This window comes from Acinetobacter rongchengensis (assembly GCF_003611475.1).
Classification (GTDB): domain Bacteria; phylum Pseudomonadota; class Gammaproteobacteria; order Pseudomonadales; family Moraxellaceae; genus Acinetobacter; species Acinetobacter rongchengensis.
On record NZ_RAXT01000009.1, the window covers coordinates 50,186 to 69,189 of the forward strand.

At 35.9% G+C, this 19,004-nt stretch carries 17 protein-coding genes; 5 read left to right on the plus strand and 12 right to left on the minus strand.

The features are described from left to right. Window positions 1-116: 116 nt before the first annotated feature. Window positions 117-3,878: a trifunctional transcriptional regulator/proline dehydrogenase/L-glutamate gamma-semialdehyde dehydrogenase gene (gene putA, locus D7V20_RS06875; protein ID WP_120383571.1), complete on the minus strand. Its 3,762-nt coding sequence runs from the start codon at window positions 3,876-3,878 to the stop codon at window positions 117-119. A 121-nt stretch (window positions 3,879-3,999) separates the two neighbouring features. On the opposite strand from putA, the gene D7V20_RS06880 reads away from it, so the two are divergent. Then, complete coding sequence (locus tag D7V20_RS06880; RefSeq protein WP_010111721.1) at window positions 4,000-4,488, plus strand: Lrp/AsnC ligand binding domain-containing protein; 489 nt, start codon at window positions 4,000-4,002, stop codon at window positions 4,486-4,488. A gap of 132 nt (window positions 4,489-4,620) precedes the next feature. Here the strand turns inward: D7V20_RS06880 and putP are convergent, their stop codons facing one another. Then, entirely contained in the window at window positions 4,621-6,120 is a 1,500-nt protein-coding gene (putP, locus tag D7V20_RS06885; RefSeq protein ID WP_120383572.1) for a sodium/proline symporter PutP, read from the minus strand. A gap of 369 nt (window positions 6,121-6,489) precedes the next feature. On the opposite strand from putP, the gene aspA reads away from it, so the two are divergent. Together aspA and D7V20_RS06895 are read left to right on the plus strand one after the other, a co-directional pair. Next, window positions 6,490-7,941 (plus strand): aspartate ammonia-lyase, encoded by a 1,452-nt coding sequence (gene aspA, locus D7V20_RS06890; RefSeq protein WP_120383622.1) that lies wholly within the window; start codon window positions 6,490-6,492, stop codon window positions 7,939-7,941. A 264-nt stretch (window positions 7,942-8,205) separates the two neighbouring features. Continuing rightward, window positions 8,206-8,649 carry an SRPBCC family protein gene (locus tag D7V20_RS06895; RefSeq protein WP_120383573.1) on the plus strand — a complete coding sequence of 148 codons (444 nt, stop codon included), beginning with the start codon at window positions 8,206-8,208 and terminating at the stop codon, window positions 8,647-8,649. A gap of 102 nt (window positions 8,650-8,751) precedes the next feature. Here the strand turns inward: D7V20_RS06895 and D7V20_RS06900 are convergent, their stop codons facing one another. Continuing rightward, window positions 8,752-9,288 carry a lecithin retinol acyltransferase family protein gene (locus tag D7V20_RS06900; protein WP_120383574.1) on the minus strand — a complete coding sequence of 179 codons (537 nt, stop codon included), beginning with the start codon at window positions 9,286-9,288 and terminating at the stop codon, window positions 8,752-8,754. Between the two features lie 189 nt (window positions 9,289-9,477). Between D7V20_RS06900 and D7V20_RS06905 the strand changes: the two genes are divergently transcribed. After that, window positions 9,478-10,233: a phosphodiester glycosidase family protein gene (locus tag D7V20_RS06905; RefSeq protein ID WP_120383623.1), complete on the plus strand. Its 756-nt coding sequence runs from the start codon at window positions 9,478-9,480 to the stop codon at window positions 10,231-10,233. Window positions 10,234-10,319: 86 nt separating this feature from the next. Here D7V20_RS06905 and D7V20_RS06910 read toward each other — a convergent pair whose 3' ends face one another. From D7V20_RS06910 to D7V20_RS06930, 5 genes are all read right to left on the minus strand, one after another. Beyond that, complete coding sequence (locus D7V20_RS06910) at window positions 10,320-10,565, minus strand: hypothetical protein (protein WP_120383575.1); 246 nt, start codon at window positions 10,563-10,565, stop codon at window positions 10,320-10,322. 215 nt (window positions 10,566-10,780) lie between these two features. Continuing rightward, a complete protein-coding gene (locus D7V20_RS06915; protein ID WP_120383576.1) occupies window positions 10,781-11,011 on the minus strand; it encodes a hypothetical protein in 231 nt (76 codons plus the stop codon). Window positions 11,012-11,247: 236 nt separating this feature from the next. Beyond that, window positions 11,248-12,330, minus strand: a complete 1,083-nt coding sequence (trmA, locus tag D7V20_RS06920; RefSeq protein WP_120383577.1) for a tRNA (uridine(54)-C5)-methyltransferase TrmA — start codon at window positions 12,328-12,330, stop codon at window positions 11,248-11,250. Window positions 12,331-12,481: 151 nt separating this feature from the next. Beyond that, window positions 12,482-13,381 carry a LysR family transcriptional regulator gene (locus D7V20_RS06925; protein ID WP_120383578.1) on the minus strand — a complete coding sequence of 300 codons (900 nt, stop codon included), beginning with the start codon at window positions 13,379-13,381 and terminating at the stop codon, window positions 12,482-12,484. Window positions 13,382-13,493: 112 nt separating this feature from the next. Further along, on the minus strand, window positions 13,494-13,922 hold the full coding sequence (locus D7V20_RS06930; RefSeq protein WP_120383579.1) for a guanosine-3',5'-bis(diphosphate) 3'-pyrophosphohydrolase: 429 nt from the start codon (window positions 13,920-13,922) through the stop codon (window positions 13,494-13,496). Window positions 13,923-14,058: 136 nt separating this feature from the next. Here D7V20_RS06930 and D7V20_RS06935 point away from each other — a divergent pair, with 136 nt between their 5' ends. Then, entirely contained in the window at window positions 14,059-14,385 is a 327-nt protein-coding gene (locus D7V20_RS06935) for a hypothetical protein (RefSeq protein ID WP_120383580.1), read from the plus strand. 7 nt (window positions 14,386-14,392) lie between these two features. Here D7V20_RS06935 and ppk1 read toward each other — a convergent pair whose 3' ends face one another. The 4 genes from ppk1 to argF all read right to left on the minus strand — a co-directional run bounded on the left by ppk1 (window position 14,393) and on the right by argF (window position 18,940). After that, the gene (ppk1, locus tag D7V20_RS06940; protein WP_120383581.1) at window positions 14,393-16,483 is read right to left on the minus strand and encodes a polyphosphate kinase 1; all 2,091 of its coding nucleotides are present in this window, start codon (window positions 16,481-16,483) and stop codon (window positions 14,393-14,395) included. A gap of 205 nt (window positions 16,484-16,688) precedes the next feature. After that, window positions 16,689-17,159 (minus strand): hypothetical protein, encoded by a 471-nt coding sequence (locus D7V20_RS06945; protein WP_120383582.1) that lies wholly within the window; start codon window positions 17,157-17,159, stop codon window positions 16,689-16,691. Window positions 17,160-17,217: 58 nt separating this feature from the next. Beyond that, window positions 17,218-17,955 carry an NAD-dependent epimerase/dehydratase family protein gene (locus tag D7V20_RS06950; RefSeq protein ID WP_120383583.1) on the minus strand — a complete coding sequence of 246 codons (738 nt, stop codon included), beginning with the start codon at window positions 17,953-17,955 and terminating at the stop codon, window positions 17,218-17,220. Between the two features lie 70 nt (window positions 17,956-18,025). After that, the gene (argF, locus tag D7V20_RS06955; RefSeq protein ID WP_120383584.1) at window positions 18,026-18,940 is read right to left on the minus strand and encodes an ornithine carbamoyltransferase; all 915 of its coding nucleotides are present in this window, start codon (window positions 18,938-18,940) and stop codon (window positions 18,026-18,028) included. Window positions 18,941-19,004: the final 64 nt, after the last annotated feature.

Sequence of the window (19,004 nt, forward strand, 5' to 3'; positions counted from 1 at the left end):
AAAACCAAGCCAAAATTATTGGCTTGGTTTTCATTATTCGAAGCAGACTTAAAATTCAAAAATTATATTTTAAGTCTGTAAATAATAGGCAATAGTTTTCAAAGGCACTCACTTAATCAGAGATTATCCAGAGTCATTAAACTGGCATTACCACCTGCAGCAGCAGTATTAATACTAATTGCACGTTCAATGACTAAGCGTTCGAGTGGGATAGGTTCATTTGAATCATTGAGATGCGTAATTCCAATAATTGCCCCCGGTCTTTGCGCAATAATACTTTGTAATCGCAGTAAGTTTTTAGCAGAATCATGATGTAGCATAGCATCGAACTTACCTGATTTTAAATCATTGATCATGATGAATTGCTGTTGCAGTGTTTTTGGCATACTTTGAATCATTTTAAGCGCAATCGTTGTTTCACTTAAAATACAAACTTTTGCACCCACTGCCAAAATTGCATTAAATTGATTTAATAAAGCAGATTCATCATTTGAAATCGCTAAAACATGAGATCTCGCAAGCATTTGATATTGGTTCAATTCACCAGTAGGGCCTGGAAGTTCATACAATCCAATCGGAGATTGAACGTTTTGTAGTGTATGTTGCGGGTAGTTTTGTTTGGCCCATATTTTAAACTGCTCAAATGCTTCAGGTAATTTTGGTTCAAACTGCGCCGCAATATTCTTTAAAGTACCAAATGGTTGACTTGGCAATTCACGATGTTGCAATAATTTATATAAATAGATTGGACCGCCAGCTTTAGGACCAGTACCTGATAATCCTTCACCACCGAAAGGTTGCACGCCAACAACAGCACCAACGATGTTACGGTTAATGTATAAATTACCCACTTCTGCATGTTGAATCGTGGTTTGAATGGTTTCATCAATACGCGTATGTAAGCCCATGGTTAGGCCATAACCTTTATTATTGATCTGATTTAACAGCTGTTTTAACTCACCATATTTATAAGTAATGATGTGTAAAACTGGGCCAAAAACTTCACGTTCTAAATCGTTTAAATTTGGAAGTTCGATAAGTGTTGGAACAATAAAAGTGCCTTTATTTAAGTCACTACTTGGCGTATGTTCAGCAAGTTGATGTACTGGATAACCTTTGCTACGCATTTTTTCAATATGTTTTTCAATATTTTGCTGTGCTTCCAAGTCAATCACAGGCCCAATATCAGTTTTTAATGCAAATGGATTACCCATTTTCAGTTGTTGCATTGCACCTTTTAACATTTTGATTAAGCTGGCGGCATTGTCTTCTTGCACACATAAGATACGTAAAGCAGAACAACGTTGACCTGCACTGTCAAAAGCTGAGTTAACCGCATCGATGACCACTTGCTCTGTCAGTGCAGATGAGTCGACAATCATGGCATTTTGTCCGCCAGTTTCCGCGATTAAAGGAATAGCTTGACCTGTAGGACTGATTCTTTGTGCTAAAGTTTTTTGCAAAATTTTTGCAACTTCGGTAGAACCTGTAAACATAATGCCTTGAATACGTTCATCTTGGCTTAATTTAGCACCAACCGTTTCACCACGACCTGGTAGAAGTTGTACAACGGCTTGTGGTACGCCTGCTTCCCATAAGATTTGAATCGCTTGTGCTGCAATTAAAGGCGTTTGTTCCGCTGGTTTTGCAATAACGGTATTACCTGCAACCAATGCCGCAGCAACTTGACCTGTAAAAATAGCCAGTGGGAAGTTCCAAGGGCTAATACAAAGAATAGTGCCTAAGGGTTTGAGTTGCTCATGATCTGAAATATGTTGTACTTGTGATGCATAATAACGTAGGAAATCAACAGCTTCTCTAACTTCAGCGATACCGTTGCTATATGTTTTACCACTCTCACGGCAGAGCAGAACCATCAGCTCTTGCATGCGTGATTCCATAATATCTGCTGCTTTTAATAAGACATCTGCACGAAAATCTTTGCCAGTATTTTTCCAACTTTCGAAAGCTTGATGGGCATTATTCAGTGCTAAATCAACTTGAGCTGCTTCGGCTTCGATTACGTAGCCAACAAGGTCATCGTGATTTGCTGGATTACGAATTTCTTGCGTACTTTGCTCAGACAAATCTTGCACATCCAAGTTGTCAACTAAGCTATAACTGTTCCATTGATGTTGTGAATACTGTTGAACAATTTGATTCAATTCAAATAATTCAGTGTCATTGGTTAAATCTATACCATGTGAATTTTGGCGAATGCCTTGGTAAAGATCTTGTGGTAATGGAATAGCAGGGTGCTTTAATCCAATCGCATGCTCTTTTTGTGCTGTCGCTAAGATTTCTTGAACTGGATTTTCAATCAAGTCTTCGATTTTAATATTTTTATCTGCAATACGGTTTACAAAAGATGTATTGGCACCATTTTCCAATAAACGACGGACTAAATAAGCCAATAATGTTTCGTGATTTCCGACTGGGGCATAAATACGGCAAGGTACGCCTAATTTGTTGTCAGATTTATTTCCAACCACTTGCTCATAAAGCGGTTCACCCATGCCATGTAGGCATTGGAATTCATATTGTCCCGCGTGATAGTTGCTTGGGTCTGCAAGTTCATAAATCGTTGCAAGGGTTTGCGCATTATGCGTTGCAAATTGTGGGTAGATATTTTCAGGTGCTGCCAAAAGCTTTTTAGCACAAGCAATATAAGACAAATCTGTATGAACCTTACGTGTAAACACAGGGTAGTCAGTCATACCATCAATTTGTGCTTTTTTAATTTCACTGTCCCAATATGCACCTTTCACTAAACGAATCATTAAACGTTTATTGCTACGTTTAGCAAGGTCTACAATATAATCAACAAGATAGAAACAGCGTTTTTGGTATGCTTGAATAACGAAACCGATCCCTTTCCAATCTGCAAGTTGAGGTTCAAAGCATAAACGTTCGAGTAATTCTAAAGAAAGTTCTAAACGTTCTGTTTCTTCTGCATCGATATTGAGACCAATATCGTAAGTTTTAGCGAGCAAGGCTAAATTTAGAATTTTAGGATAAAGCTCTTGATGTACACGTTCAATTTGAGAACGTTGATAACGTGGATGTAATGCAGAAAGTTTGATGGAAATACCTGGGCCAGAATAGACATCTTTGCCTTCAGAAGCTTTACCAATCGCATGAATTGCTTGAGTATAATCCTCAAAATAGCGATCTGCATCATGTTCAGTCAGTGCAGCTTCGCCTAACATATCATAAGAATAGCGGAAACCTTTATCTTCAAGGACTTTGGCATGATCCAAAGCTTCTTCAATGGTTTCACCAGTGACGAATTGTTCACCCATCATACGCATTGCGACATCAACCGCTTTACGAATGATGCCCTTACCAGTACGTGCCAGTAATGAGGTTAAAACACTGGAAAGACTGGTTTGTTTAGGCGTTTCCATGAGCTTACCTGTAAGCATTAAGCCCCAAGCAGCAGCATTTACAAACATCAAATTACTTTGACCTAAGTGATCTTTCCAATTGCCTTGGTTAATTTTGTCACGGATCAGTAAGTCACGTGTGGCACTGTCTGGAATACGCAATAAAGCTTCAGCCAAACACATGAGTGCAATTCCTTCCTGAGAAGAAAGTGAGAACTCTTGTAATAAACCTTGAACAATACCTGCTTTGCCTGATGAGCTTTTACGATCGCGTAAACTGTGCGCCAAATTAAATGCAATATCATAAATTTTTTGATTCAAATCTTCATCAATTTGAGTCTGTTCAAGTAAATATTCGACACACTCAGGCTCAGAACGACGCCAAGCAGTATTGATTGCTACTTCATAATCACTTTTATCTTTAAATTCAGTAATATAATCTAAGCTAGCGGGAGCGAAATCGGTATGAGGGAAACTTTCAATGCTACTCATGTCAACATCCTGTGACTTGTTAAAACTTTTAGTTGAACTTACAACTTTATATAATTTATGATTACAGAATCATTGACGAATAACTCACTATAATTTTCGTATTTTTTAGAGAATAATTCAGATGAATAGCGATATTTTAAGCCTTGACCGTATAGATATTAAGATTCTCGATATCTTGCAAAAAGATGGACGTATTTCCAATATTAAACTTGCAGAAGCAGTAAATCTGTCACCGACTGCGGCTTTGGCAAGAGTGCAGAAATTGGGCAATGAAGGCTTTATTCTCGGTTATGAAGCTAAGCTCAATTATGAGAAGTTAAATTCGAATTTTGTGGTCTTTGTGGAAATTCTTTTAGACAAAACCACACCCAATGTTTTAGATGAGTTTTCATATGCTGTGGTGCAATATCCAGAAATTATGGCATGTCATATGATTAGTGGGGGATTTGATTTTTTAGTGAAAATTCGCTGTAAAAATATGGAAGAATTTCGACGCATTTCAGGTCAGATTTTATGGCAATTGCCAGGTGTGAAAGAAACACGAAGCTATCCAGTGATGGAAGTCATTAAAGACAGTTCTCAGATTTATTTGAATAATAAGATTAAATAAGGGATGGAAATATTTTGCTGATGTAGCCGTAATCGCACTGTTTAGAGATTCTATTTTCAATATACAAAATTAAAGGGGCTTGCGCCCCTTTAAAATGTATACCTTCGTCATTTGAATAAGTTTTACAGCAACTTAATTCATTTCACGATCATAGATTTGTTCAGCTTTGTCAAAGCGATCTACAACATCTTTTTGAGGCGTTTTATCCATCAAACTTACTACGACGATGCTGATAAACGATAGGATGAAGCCAGGTACGATTTCATATAAACCTGTATCTGCCATGGTATTTTTCCAAAGGATGACCGTTACAGCACCGACGATCATACCGACCAAAGCACCATTTAGCGTCATACGCTTCCAGAATACTGAAAGAATAATCAATGGACCAAATGCAGCACCGAAACCAGCCCATGCATAAGAAACCAGACCAAGTACTTTACTTTCAGGGTTCATCGCTAACAAAATCGCCAATACAGCAATCGCTAATACCATGAAACGGCCAACCCAAACCAATTCCTTTTGAGAAGCATTTTTGCGGATGAAAGCTTTGTATAAGTCTTCAGTGAGCGCACTTGAACAAACCAAAAGTTGACAGCTGAGCGTACTCATCACCGCTGCAAGAATCGCTGCTAAAATTACACCTGCAACCCATGGATTAAATAAAACTTTGGTTAATTCCATAAATACGGTTTCAGGGTTTTTCGCGACAATTGCTGCTGCAGGAATATCAGGATTCGCTTGGAAATATGCGATACCGACATACCCTACAGCAACTGCACCTGCTAAGCATAGAATCATCCAAGCCATACCAATACGACGTGCATTTGGAATAGACTTAACCGAATCTGCAGCCATGAAGCGTACTAAAATGTGTGGCTGACCGAAATAGCCCAAACCCCAAGCCATTGACGAAATAATTGCGAGCGCACTCACTCCAGTAAACATACTCGATGCATGAGGACGTGCTGTTTCAATCAATTGGTTGACCTGCTGAAGATCACCGATCGCCAAGAAGGTCATAATGGGTGCAAGTAAAAGCGCAAAAATCATTAAGCCAGCTTGGAAAGTATCTGTCCAACTAATGGCTAAGAAACCGCCAATACATACGTAACTCATCGTTGCAATGGCACTAACCCATAAGGCAGTGGTGTAATCCATAGCAAAAATACTTTCGAATAAACGTGCACCTGCAACCATACCCGATGCGCAGTAAATACCGAAGAATATTAAAATGACCAATGCTGAAATAATACGAAGCACTTTCTTTTTATCACCAAAACGGCTGGTGAAATAATCGGGTAAGGTCAATGCATTGTTTTGAACTTCAGTGTGAACACGTAAACGTCCTGCAACTAAGTACCAGTTTAACCATGCACCAATGATTAAACCTATTGCAATCCATGATTCAGATAGCCCAGTGAGATAAATTGCACCTGGCAACCCCATGAGTAGCCATCCACTCATGTCTGAAGCACCTGCTGAAAGTGCAGTTACAAAGCTACCTAAGCTTCGACCACCCAAAATATAATCTGAGAAATCTGTGGTTCTTTTATATGCATACAATCCAATACAAACCATTGCAATAATATAAAAAATAAAAGTAACCACTGTGGGGTTAAGTGAATCCATAATCAATCCTTTTCCATTTGGGACATTATCCAAGTATTATTTTTTTATAGCTACACATTTACGTGCAGATTCTTCCATAGAATTAAAAAAAATCGCTGTATTTTTTATAAGGTGATTATGAGAGTATTCTGTATCTGAATGTACATTTGGATACAATTCAAAATTTAGCCAAGTAAGACGATTTTTTAATCAGATAAAATTTTGGTTAAATATTAGCTTTACACAAAGTTACAAACAGTACATGTATTAATATTCTTATAAGAAATTTTATCGAAAAGATGTATTTTGCTAATACAGAAAGCACAGAAAAGGAATATGATTTAGCTATTGCACATATACAGTGCATTATAAGAGTAAAAGTCAATGGAAATAGAAACGGTTCAAGCGGATACCATAAGAATAGAAAAAGATTTACTTGGTGCAAAAGAAGTACCATTAAATAGTTACTACGGTATACACACATTAAGGGCGTTAGAAAATTTTAAAATTTCTAAACATACGGTTGGAGAGCAAAGCTTTTTTATTCGTGCATTGGCTCAAGTAAAAAAAGCTTCTGCACAAACCAATCAACAATTTAATCAGATTTCGGAACAAACCAGCCTGGCGATACAAAATGCCTGTGATCAATTGATTCAAAATCCTGAACAATGGCGTGAGTCCTTTCCATCGGATGTGTTTCAAGGTGGTGCGGGCACTTCGATCAATATGAATGCCAATGAAGTCATTGCGAATATTGCTCTAGAATCTCTTGGATATGCAAAAGGTCGTTACGACATTATTCATCCCAACGATCATGTGAATAAATCACAATCGACCAATGATGTTTATCCAACAGCTTTGCGTTTAGCGACTTATTATTCACTCGATCTACTTTTTGAGAAAATAAATCATTTAATCCATTCACTGCTGATTAAATCGACAGAATTCCAATTTGTTTTAAAAATGGGACGTACTCAATTACAAGATGCAGTACCGATGACTTTAGGACAAGAGTTTCATGCTTTTGCAACATTATTAAAAGAAGACGTACGCTTAATTAGAAAAACAAGAGAACTTTTATTAGAAATTAATTTAGGTGCTACGGCAATTGGTACAGGTGTAAATACACCACATGGTTATGCCACACAAGTAAATGAGAATCTTAAAACAATCACAGGTTTAAATTTAATCGGTGCGGAAGATTATGTTGAAGCAACCAGTGATTGTGGCGTATTTATTTTACTTTCGAGTACTTTAAAACGATTGGCAGTTAAACTTTCTAAAATTTGTAATGATTTACGCTTACTCAGTTCTGGACCACGTACAGGTTTATGGGAAATTCGTTTACCAGAATTACAAGCGGGTTCATCAATCATGCCTGCAAAAGTCAATCCTGTGATTCCAGAAGTGGTCAATCAAATTGCATTTAAAGTGATTGGGAATGATCTGACGATTACTTTTGCAGCAGAAGCAGGGCAATTACAACTGAATGTTATGGAACCAGTGATTGCAGTTTCACTTAATGAATCTATTGAATTATTGGTTAATGGTATTCAAACTTTGGATGAAAAATGTATCCAAGGTGTAGTGGCGAATGAAAAAACATGTTACGACGCAGTAATGCGAAGTGTCGGCATTATCACTTTACTTGATCCTATTTTAGGTCATGCGAAATGTGATGAAATCGGTAAGTTATGTATTGCTGAAAATAAAACGATTCAAGAAGTGGTACTTGAGCAAAAATTATTGACTCAAGAGCAACTGGATACAATCTTCTCATTTGAGAATATGATTTCAGAAATTGCAGTGCAACCTTATGAAGAAGTTGAGAAAGCAGGCTAATTCAGTTTTTAAACTTAGTATTTGATATACCAAGCTAAGTTTTTTAAATCGTATCTGACTCGGATTTAAAAAATCCGAGTTTTTTATGAGATATTTATTCTACATCATTGTTTCTTTAATGTGTGGGTTGAGAAGAAGCAATCAACGTTTTGGAATGAGCATTATCAATCGTCATCAAAATAAAAAAGATTAACAAAATCATGTTGGCTAAGTTGTTTTAGTTATGATATCACTTTGTTAATACAATAAATTTGGAGAATAACAATGCACCCAACCATTGAAACCCAAATGCTGATCCGCAAACCTATTGCCGAAGTATTTCAAGCTTTTATTGATCCAGAGATTAGTTCGCAATTTTGGTTTGATTCTTCAACGGGGAAACTTGAACAAGGTAAAACGGTACAATGGACATGGTCTAAATATCAAGTGAGTACCCAGGTTAAGGTATTAACAATTATAGAAAATAAACAGATCCAAATTGTATGGGGCGATCCAAAATCTACAGTCGATTTTATTTTTGAAGAAGTCAGTCCAAACACAACGTATTTGCGTATTCGAAATTATGATATTCCATTACAAGGTGCAGAATTGATCAAATTTATCATCGATGCAACAGGTGGCTTTACAACGGTTGTTGATAACTTAAAAGCTTATCTTGAGCACGGTTTAAAATTAAATTTAATTGAGGATAAGTTTCCGCCATTTTAAAAAATATTTTAATTTTACGATTTTAAAACGACCTCAAAATCATTTAATCAGTTGAGCTTTGAAATTATAAAATGGTTTTGAACGTAACTTATTGCGAGGTCATTATTTCTTAACTTGTTGTTCTTTCAAGGATAAATAAGTGGGTAGTTTTAACTTGGCCTGCGCTCTGAGTTTCATTTTGATATAGAGAACTAATGCAAAACAGGTCGTTGCAATGGTTAAAAATAAACCATTCATATAGGTCATAATCGAACTGATATAACCAATTGTGGTTAAACGATTCATCATTTTGACCACTTGAGGGCTACTTTCTATATCGGTAATGGCCCAACTGCATAAATGTTCACAATTGTTAATAATCAAGTGATAGTTATTTTCATGCATACGTAAACGCATACGACGTACAATATGACGACCTTTATATTTAGGTGAATCATAATGGCGGATTGTAATGCTTTTACCATGTGAAAATTTTGCTAATGATGTCACTTCGATTGGGCGTTTTTTGAAAAGATGTGCAAAGCCTGAATAATGAATGACTCGACCTTTTCCTGCATAGATTCCATGATGGCTATAACCAAAATGTTTAACGATGAGATGAGCACCTAAAGGATAATGATATAAGCGTTTTTTCAGCATCTTTCACTCAGTTCAAATAAAGTATACATATGTATTTAATTGAAAGGATAAAATCATTATAGTCAAGCCAAGGGAATATGGTAGTAGTAAAACTGATAATTCAGTAAAGAATTGCATCTAAAATGATCAGTAATTTTCATTATGGTCTACTATATATTGCGTAATAGACAAAAATTGCTTAAGTCAGCTATGAATTTAAAAATGATCATTTTGCGTTTAGCAGCACTACTCAGTGTGAGTAGCTTGGCGATGGATGTACAGGCCGATACAGATTATTTTCAAATCAAACAGGATAACCGTATTATTGCAGATGCTGTTCGTATTGCTGATTTAGAAAACCTACAATTATTACTGAATAATCAACAAGGTATAGCTTTTAAAAAGTTTAGCCATGTTCAAAAAGCACATCCTAAATGCAAAATAAGTTTTGCGATGAATGCAGGCATGTATCATGCAAATTTTTCTCCAGTGGGACTCTATATTGAACAATTTAAGCAACTGAGTGCATTGAATAGCAATACAAATCAATTTGGTAACTTTTTTCTACAACCAAATGGTGTAGTTGCATGGAATAAGAATAAGGCCGTACTTTTAACGACGCAGCAGTATGCTCAGTCTAATTTTCAGGCAGAATATGCAACACAATCTGGTCCAATGTTGGTGATGAATCGTGAAATTAATCCAATATTTAAATCGAACTCAGATTCTTTAAAAATTCGTAACGGCGTGGGTATTAAAAACAATCAGCTTTACTTTGTTATTAGCCGTGGGAAAATCAATTTTTATCATTTTGCTGATATTTTTAAGACCCAACTTAAAGTAGATCAAGCTTTGTACCTTGATGGAACTGTCTCAAGTGCTTTTATTCCACAAGTCAAACGGCACGATCAGATTTACGATTTAGGGCCAATGTTTATTTATGCGGAGTCAAAGCATTGTGATTGATTTATGGCGTGAGCAAGTTGTATGGGGAGAAAGAAACAGTCGCAGTATATGAATGCTACAACTGTATTTTGAATGGCGTGGCCGTTCTATTTCACCATACTCAGAATAGAAGATTGTGCTTTACAGGTTTGAATAGCCTCATCTTTAGGTAAGCTTTTGATTTGTTCTTCAAAGGCTTTCTTTTGTTCTTTAAGTGCATCTTCTGGAATACCACTTTGTTTAGCGATTTTTTCCATATGTTTCCATGATTCTTCACATTCTTTTGGCATATCACTACATGCGCTTAAAACAGCAGTCATTGCGAAAACTGGAACTAAAAGTAAATATTTCATATTTATGTATCCCTTAAATTTTTATATGGGTATGCGTTATAGTTTGTACAACATTGGTTGTATAGCACAATAATAAAATTTAATGTAATTTCAATGGTGTAAAAACAGTTTTGAAAATAGATGATCTATTTTGAACAGACTATCAAAAAATGACCATTTCTTAAATAAAAAAAGCATTCAGTACACTGAATGCTTTTCTGTATCATCATCCATGACTATTGGATAGGTGGATGCTGTAATTGGTTGAGTTCTTTTTTACTGAAGCCTCGCGACACCAATACTTTTTTAATCCCAGTGATGACATCTTGATCTGTCGCATTTGTTAATGCTGATAAGAGCTGATCATTGGATTTACAAGAACAATCATTTTCAACACATGCAATTTGATTCTTGTGTTCATTTTGCTGTGTATCTTCTGCCATAAACAGCTTTTGCCAAAAACTCATAGAGCCTTCATATGCAACCTAACATAGTTCGAAATATAAGCTTTTTTTTCTAAAATACAAGAGATCTGTGATTATAGAAACAGCTCTTGAAGCTTAAATTGAATAAAAAATTAAATTTTTTATCTATCAAGTGCTATAGAGAAAAAGCATTCTTATCTAATAAAATGTTGATATACATATGTTTATCACAATGCCAAAGGTGCTCTATCGGCATTGTGAGTATTGTAATAAATTGTTTAAATCTTTTCGAGAAGAACACCTGACTCAACATGATGGGTATATGGAAATTGATCAAACATCGCAAATTTTACGATTTTATGCGTTTCAAGAAGTGTTTTTAAATTGTCATGTAGGGTGTCAGGATTACATGAAATATAAAGAATTCGATTAAATCCTTGTAATAATTTTAAAGTATCATCATCAATTCCCGCACGTGGTGGGTCTACGAATACACTATCAAAATTGTAGCTTTGAATATCGATTTCAGCTTCTTGCAAACGACGAAATTCACGTTCGCCATTATAAGCGAGGGTAAATTCTTCTGCGGACAGTCGTGCAATTTGGATATTATCAATGTTGTTTTTTTCTATATTCCATTGTGCAGCATAAACAGATGATTTAGCCAATTCTGTAGCAAGTACACGATTGAATTTGAATGACAAAGGTAGGGTAAAATTACCATTACCACAATACAATTCCAATAAGTCTTGATCTGTTTTTTCAACACTATTACATGCCCATTCCAGCATTTTTTGGCAGACCTGAGCATTCGGCTGAGTAAAACTGCTTTCAATTTGTTTGTATTGAAATTTTCGGTCGAACACTTGTAATTCTTCAACCACAAATTCATCGCTAAGAATCACTTTTTGACCACGACTACGGCCGATCAATTTAATATTGAGTTTTTCAGCCAGTTGTTGGGCTAAGCCTTCCCATTCTTTGGTTAATGGCGCTCGATAGATGAGTGAAACGAGCATTTCACCTTTAAGTGTTGCTAGAAAATGAATTTCAAAAAGACGTTTTGAAAGGATCTCATTTGTTTTTAATTCTGCCAATAAAATTGGCATAAGTGTGTTAATACTTTGATCCGCGATAGGGAAATCATCAATACGCACTACGGTTTTTTGCTGATCTGTATTACGTTCAAACATTGCATAGAACATATCATCATCAGTATGCCAAATACGGAATTCTGCACGCATTCGAAAATGTTGCTCAGGTGACGCAAACACTTCTAAAGATGGTGGATTGAATTCAGCAAATTGAGTTTGGATTCGTTCAATTTTGGCATCAAGCTGTTGTTGATAAGATGAAGTCATAAAAATCAGAAAACACTGGAATTAAGCAGTAGCGATGGTATCAAAAATAGCGGACGATGGACAATCATTCCTGCCCATCTTTGAAAATTTTAGGCAATTCAGCTGAATTGAATATCAAGCAATGGTTATCTATGTAGACCCAAAAGGGCAATTAGTATTTACTTAAATGTTCAACCAGATAATCGATAAAAACACGTACAGCAGGGAGTAAACCACGGCGAGATGGATAAACTGCATGGAAAATACCATGTGGTGCTTTCCAGTCTGGGAGTACTCGTACCAATTCACCTGTTAAAATATAATCATTGGCGATGGTGTCGGGAAGTAGGGCAATACCACAATTTTGACTGGCCAATTTAGCCAACATCATCAAGTCCGAACCCATTAAAATAGGATTAATCTTAATTTTCTTGGCTTGGTTTTGATGATCATGTAAGACCATTTGTTGATCTAAATGCTCATCGACCATGCTTAAAATACGATGTTCAGTTAAATCTTCAGGTTTTTTTAATATGCCGTATTCATTCAAGTAGGCTTGGCTGGCAAATAAATGTTGTTCAATATTTTCAAGTTTTCTTAGCACCAAACTTGGATCATCATCTAAATTGGCACGAACACGTAAAGCAATATCAAAGCCTTCATTAATAATATCAATCCGGCGATTGCTTACCAATAATTGCACTTTAATTTCAGGATAGGTCTTTAAAAAATCAGGTAATATTTTGGAAAGTTCATTTTGTGCAATAGAAACAGGCACACTGACTTTGATCACACCGCGTGGTTGTTCACTTAAATGATCCACTAAATCATGGGCTGATTGGGCAGCATTAATCATCACTTGCGCATGCCGGTAAATATTCATACCGATATCGGTCACGGCAAAGTGGCGTGAACTGCGTTGAATCAGCCGAACACCTAATTTTTCTTCTAAATTATAGACGCGACGACTTAATTTTGATTTTGGAATATCCGTTGCTCTTTCTGCCGCACTAAACCCACCATGTTCGACGACTAAGCCAAAGCAGTAAAAATCATCTAAATCAGAGAGCATTAAAATATTCCAGAATTGCAACAATTGCCTGTTATTAAACTTGATTGTTGCAAAAAGTCAATTTTAAATTGTGTGAATCAAGCAAACTTAATCAAAAACCTACATATTAAAACTAAGCAGTTGCTGTAAGTAGAATATATTCAACTTTTTTATATTCTTCTAAGCGCAACCAATCTTTAGCACTTGGTTGTGGAATCCGTGTTAAATCCATATTGTCAGTAACATCTGCCAGTTTAACAACTCTTGCGATTGGATTCTTTACAGCACGATAAGCTGCTTCAATACGAGATTCACCCTCTTTTTTCGTCAGTGCTAGAATGGCATCAACAATCGTTTGACTAAACCCTAAGGAAATCAAATCGACAACGGTGGTATCTGTATCTTCTAAAATATCGTGTAATACAGCAACGATTTGTTGTTCAGGGGTTTTAACTTTAAACATGAGTCTGAGCGGGTGAAAAATATAAGGTTGTTGTGCTTTATCTTTTTGACCTGAATGTTTACGTGCTGCTAAAGCAATCGCTTTTTCAATTGTTGACATAATATCCTTATCTTTCTTTATATAATCTAAAAACAAAATATAAAAAGCATTAAACCGATTGAGCCATCTATTTTAAAACGAGTGACTAATTTCCCCCAACTCGTTTAAAATATAATTTTATTCTGTTCCAAACCTTATGCCATTTCAACTGATCACGCTAGAAAATTATCAAGAAAATGTTACATGCCCGCATTGCCAACATGCAGTCATCGATTGGAATGAAGAGCAATATATTCAACCATGTGAGCATACTTTATTTATTGCCATGGATTTAGGCTTTGAATATATTGCTGATGAATTTGAAAGTACCATGCAACGCAGTGTAGATGAGATACATGCGCATGATGATCAAGGTCTAAATATTTACAGTGAATTAACCCATTCAGAATACCCGAACTATCTAATTTACAAAGCAAGTTTAGGTATAGAAGGGTATTTTCGATATATTGGTTTTACGCAGTAATCCACGCTTAAGCAGTGGTTGTTATGGTACGTTGTTCCATTAATATTTGTTGAGCAATATAAGCTGCTTGATCTTTTTTAGGACGAACAACTTGCCATTGCTCATTACTGTCCAGTTCCCACGCTCGGACATTGTCTTTTAGATAATTTAGTAAGCCAAATTCAATAATTTGCTTTTTCAGTTTTTTATCTTCAATCGGGAAGCATGTTTCTACTCTTGAGAATAAATTACGGCCCATCCAGTCAGCACTTGAACAATACAGCTTTTCTTCGCCACCATTTTGGAAATAATAGACCCGAGTATGTTCTAAAAAGCGACCTACGATAGATCGCACGGTAATATTCTCTGATAAATCTGGTATTTGTGGTCTTAAACAGCAAATTGAACGGATAATAAGTTCAATTTTAACACCTGCTTGAGATGCCCTATATAGAGCAGCAATCAGTTGAGGTTCAGTTAAAGCATTAACTTTGATAATGATACGTGCAGATTGCCCTGATTTTGCGAAAACGATTTCATTTTCAATTAATTGTAGTAATTGAGCATGTAAGGTAAAAGGCGCATGGAACATTTTTTTTGACTTTGCCATACGTCCCATCCCTGTAAGCTCTTGGAAGATTTTATGTACATCTTCACAAAGATCAGGTTCTGTGCTGAGTAATCCATAATCGGTATACATTTTGGCATTGCCTGCATGGTAGTTTCCTGTCCCAAGATGTACATAACGTTTTAATTTTTCACCTTCACGTCGCACGATTAAAATCATTTTGGCATGAGTTTTATAACCTACAATGCCATAAACCACGACTGCACCAGCTTCTTGTAAAATATTGGCGACAATAATATTAGATTCTTCATCGAAACGCGCGCGCAACTCAATAATTGCGGTCACTTCTTTGCCATTACGTGCAGCCTCAGCCAAAACTTGAACAATTTCCGAATCTGGACCACTACGATATAACGTCTGTTTAATTGCAAGTACGTTTGGATCTTTGGCTGCTTCTTTGAGTAAATTAATCACAGGTTGAAAAGAATCAAAGGGATGATGCAACAACACATCTTGTTTGCTTAATACTTCAAAGATTTTGTGTGGATTACGTAATGCTTTTGGAATGACAGCTTGAAAGGGCTTGAAGCGCAATTCAGGAATATCAAAATGAGCAATTAATCGTGTCAGATTGACTGGCCCATCAACTTGATACAAATGTTGTGGATCTAAATCAAATTGTTCTAATAGATATGAATTGATCGAATCAGGGCAATTATGGGCAATCTCTAAACGTACAGCACGTCCAAAACGACGAGAAGATAATTCATCTTTTAAAGCAACAGCTAAATCATCTACATCCGCAGCCAGTGTTAGATCTGCGTTACGTGTAACACGAAATTGATAACAGCCTGTTGCAGTCATGCCTGGAAATAAATCGTTAATATGCTGTTGAATGATGGCTGATAATAAAATGTAATGTTCTTCGCCATTGGTGAGTTCATCAGGCAAACGAACAATTCGCGGCAATGAACGTGGAGCAGGAACAATGGCCAATTCAATTTGACGCCCAAAAGCATCTTTACCCTCAAGAGTGACGATAAAATTTAGGCTTTTATTCACCAAACGTGGAAAAGGATGAGCAGGGTCAAGGCTAATTGGCGTAACAACGGGTTGAACTTGTTTAAAAAAGTAGTTTTTAATCCACTCTAAATGCTTTTTTTGAATGTTGTTGTATTGAATAAATTTAACGCCGTATTCTTCCAACTGGGGCAATAACACGTGGTTTAATGTGTCGTATTGATCTTGAATGGCTTGATGTGCATTTTCAGAAATTTGTTGCAAAATAACTTCATTGGGGATGCCATCAGGTGCAGTGGTTATACTATTTAGGTCAATTTGTTTCATTAAACCCGCAACACGTATTTCAAAGAACTCATCTAAGTTCCTTGAAAAAATAATTAAAAAGTTTAAGCGTTCTAATAATGGGTGATTTTCATCTTTTGCTTGAGCTAAAACGCGTTGATGAAAAGCTAAAAGTGAAATTTCACGATTGATGTAAGTTGTTGAACTGTGTTGAAAGCTGTTTAAAACGGGCATGATCTGCGTCATTTGAGATTATCTAAAAGACCTTGTAGGGCATAGTAAGTTTTCAATATGACAAAAATGTTACAATCAGCTTAAATTTTAGAGAATTTAATAAATTTAAGTTATTAAAAAATATTCATTTTTTAGTCATAAATATTTAAAGATACAAATTCACAAAAGCTGAATGCAGATTTAAGCCAAACTCTTTAGAACGCTTTTTTGAGCAAGATCAGAAAGCACATTGATCATTTTTAATTTTAAGATCATAACTTTTATGCTCTGAAACAAGTTTCATCTTCACATAATAAGGATTTTTTCTTTGAAATTCGTTTTCAAATATTAAATCACAGTTTTCAATCATCCCTTTGATCAGTAAGCTTTGAATCCGTTCTTTTCCAACGCTATTTGCAAACTGATTGAAGTCTGACGATGTAATAATTCCTTGTAGATCAATATGATCATGAAATAAATCGATCTTTTCGATGAGTGTATTTTGGTCAATTTGTATAGGTAATACACGTGAATCTTCTTCACTCAGTGCAGTTAATAGATCATCCAAGTTCTTTTTATCTTTGATTTTATAATGTTGATCGATTAATTTTTTTTGTATCAGAAAATTATCTAATTCTGTTGCATGTGTAGCCATAGAAAAGCATAAAAATAATGAAGCACTAAGTTGATAAATTATTTTGAAATTCATTGGAATAATTCGCATCGTTAAAATATGGTTTTAGTATACGGAAAGTTTTTGTAAATGACTAAAATTTCCACCGATAAGATGAATCAAAATTCAAAGTTTTTTGGGCTTTGTTACTGTTATAAAGTTGATCATTTTCAGTAATTTGAAAAATGCCTGCTCCAGATTTTATTGCAAGAAATGCAGCATAGGCTGCAGCATCAACGTGAATACGTCCAAGCCCAGTTGGTTCACAGCCTGTAGCTGCACCATAAAGTTTACCATATCGTAAAATCACATATTTTAAATGACTATTTTCAATTTGTGATTCCATATTCTCAATGCTTTGAGCATTCTTTTTAAGTATTTCATTGTCAGAATTACTTGCCAATTCAGTCGTTTCATCTACTTGTGCTAGATTCGATTCATGCGCAAAGGCAATGCTTTGAGCAATGAACTTTTCACATGCAACTGCATGAGCAGCCTTGATTAAATTCTGTGTACCAATTTCTCTAATTTTTGCATTGCGAATCCTGGCTTCAAACATCAACGCTGGATTCAAGCCAAAAGGTAAGTCGGTTAATTGGTGAATAATATATTGAGGTGAAATCGCTTTAATTTTATCTATTAACTGATTTTCATTAAAAACATCAACGATTACAGGCTGAATACCTATAGCTTCTAGGAACTTTGCTTTATTTTCAGAACGGGTAGAGCCAAAAACATTATAATTATGCTGTTTTAAAATTAAACAAAGCTTATAACCGATGGCACCTGTTGCACCAGCAACAAAAACAATAGGTTGATTTGTAGTATTCAAAATTTTACCTATACATCACTTTTATTTATTGATTATAAATAAAGCATGTATAGGTAAATTGCAATTCATCTTATTTTAATTGTTCATTCAATAAAAACTCGACCAATGCTTTTTGGGCATGCAAACGGTTTTCAGCTTCATCCCAAACCACAGCATTTTTATGGTCAAGCATGTTTTCTGAGATTTCTTCGCCACGATGCGCAGGTAAGCAATGCATAAATAAACAATCAGGGTGTGCTAAATCCATCAGTTTTTCATTCACTTGATAGTCAGCAAATGCTTTTTCACGAATTTTTTGTTCTTCTTCTTGCCCCATGCTCGCCCAAACGTCAGTGACGATCAGGTCTGCATTTACTGCTGCATCTTCAGCAGAATCGACAAGTTCTACACAATGCGCAAATTCTGAAAGAAATTCAGGTTTCGGTTCATAACCTTTTGGAGATGCAATTTTAAGCTTAAAGCCCCACATATGTGCTGCTTCAATATATGAATTACACATATTATTGCCATCTCCAATCCAAGCAACTGTTTTGCCTTGGATTGGACCACGATGTTCAACAAACGTTTGTACATCTGCAAGCAACTGACAAGGGTGATGATCATCTGTTAAAGCATTGATTACAGGTACACTTGAGTATTCTGCAAAACGTTCAACAATGTCATGTCCAAAAGTACGAATCATCACAATATCAAGCATGCTAGAAATAACACGTGCAGAGTCTTCAATCGGCTCACCACGACCCAATTGAGTATCGCGCGGAGATAGAAAAATAGCACTACCACCAAACTGATTCATACCTGCTTCAAAAGATACACGAGTTCGTGTGCTCGACTTTTCAAAAATCATGCCCATCACTTTGCCAACAAAGGGTTGGAAAACTTCATGTTGATGTTGTTTTCGCTTTAATTCTTGAGCACGCTCGATGATGCGATTTAATTCAGCAGTAGATAAGTCACGCAGGGTAAGAAAATGTCGTAGAGCCATGATTACTCCACAATAATTGCATGGTCAAAGCCAATGGGTATTGACCAACAATGTATTGTTGGTG

Bases quoted from the DNA above. Each gene is read 5' to 3' on its own strand.
- putA (WP_120383571.1), bottom strand. From the start codon at position 3,878: ATGAGTAGCATTGAAAGTTTCCCTCATACCGATTTCGCTCCCGCTAGC.
- D7V20_RS06880 (WP_010111721.1), top strand. From the start codon at position 4,000: ATGAATAGCGATATTTTAAGCCTTGACCGTATAGATATTAAGATTCTC.
- putP (WP_120383572.1), bottom strand. From the start codon at position 6,120: ATGGATTCACTTAACCCCACAGTGGTTACTTTTATTTTTTATATTATT.
- D7V20_RS06895 (WP_120383573.1), top strand. From the start codon at position 8,206: ATGCACCCAACCATTGAAACCCAAATGCTGATCCGCAAACCTATTGCC.
- D7V20_RS06900 (WP_120383574.1), bottom strand. From the start codon at position 9,288: ATGCTGAAAAAACGCTTATATCATTATCCTTTAGGTGCTCATCTCATC.
- D7V20_RS06905 (WP_120383623.1), top strand. From the start codon at position 9,478: ATGAATTTAAAAATGATCATTTTGCGTTTAGCAGCACTACTCAGTGTG.
- D7V20_RS06910 (WP_120383575.1), bottom strand. From the start codon at position 10,565: ATGAAATATTTACTTTTAGTTCCAGTTTTCGCAATGACTGCTGTTTTA.
- D7V20_RS06915 (WP_120383576.1), bottom strand. From the start codon at position 11,011: ATGAGTTTTTGGCAAAAGCTGTTTATGGCAGAAGATACACAGCAAAAT.
- trmA (WP_120383577.1), bottom strand. From the start codon at position 12,330: ATGACTTCATCTTATCAACAACAGCTTGATGCCAAAATTGAACGAATC.
- D7V20_RS06925 (WP_120383578.1), bottom strand. From the start codon at position 13,381: ATGCTCTCTGATTTAGATGATTTTTACTGCTTTGGCTTAGTCGTCGAA.
- D7V20_RS06930 (WP_120383579.1), bottom strand. From the start codon at position 13,922: ATGTCAACAATTGAAAAAGCGATTGCTTTAGCAGCACGTAAACATTCA.
- D7V20_RS06935 (WP_120383580.1), top strand. From the start codon at position 14,059: ATGCCATTTCAACTGATCACGCTAGAAAATTATCAAGAAAATGTTACA.
- ppk1 (WP_120383581.1), bottom strand. From the start codon at position 16,483: ATGACGCAGATCATGCCCGTTTTAAACAGCTTTCAACACAGTTCAACA.
- D7V20_RS06945 (WP_120383582.1), bottom strand. From the start codon at position 17,159: ATGAATTTCAAAATAATTTATCAACTTAGTGCTTCATTATTTTTATGC.
- argF (WP_120383584.1), bottom strand. From the start codon at position 18,940: ATGGCTCTACGACATTTTCTTACCCTGCGTGACTTATCTACTGCTGAA.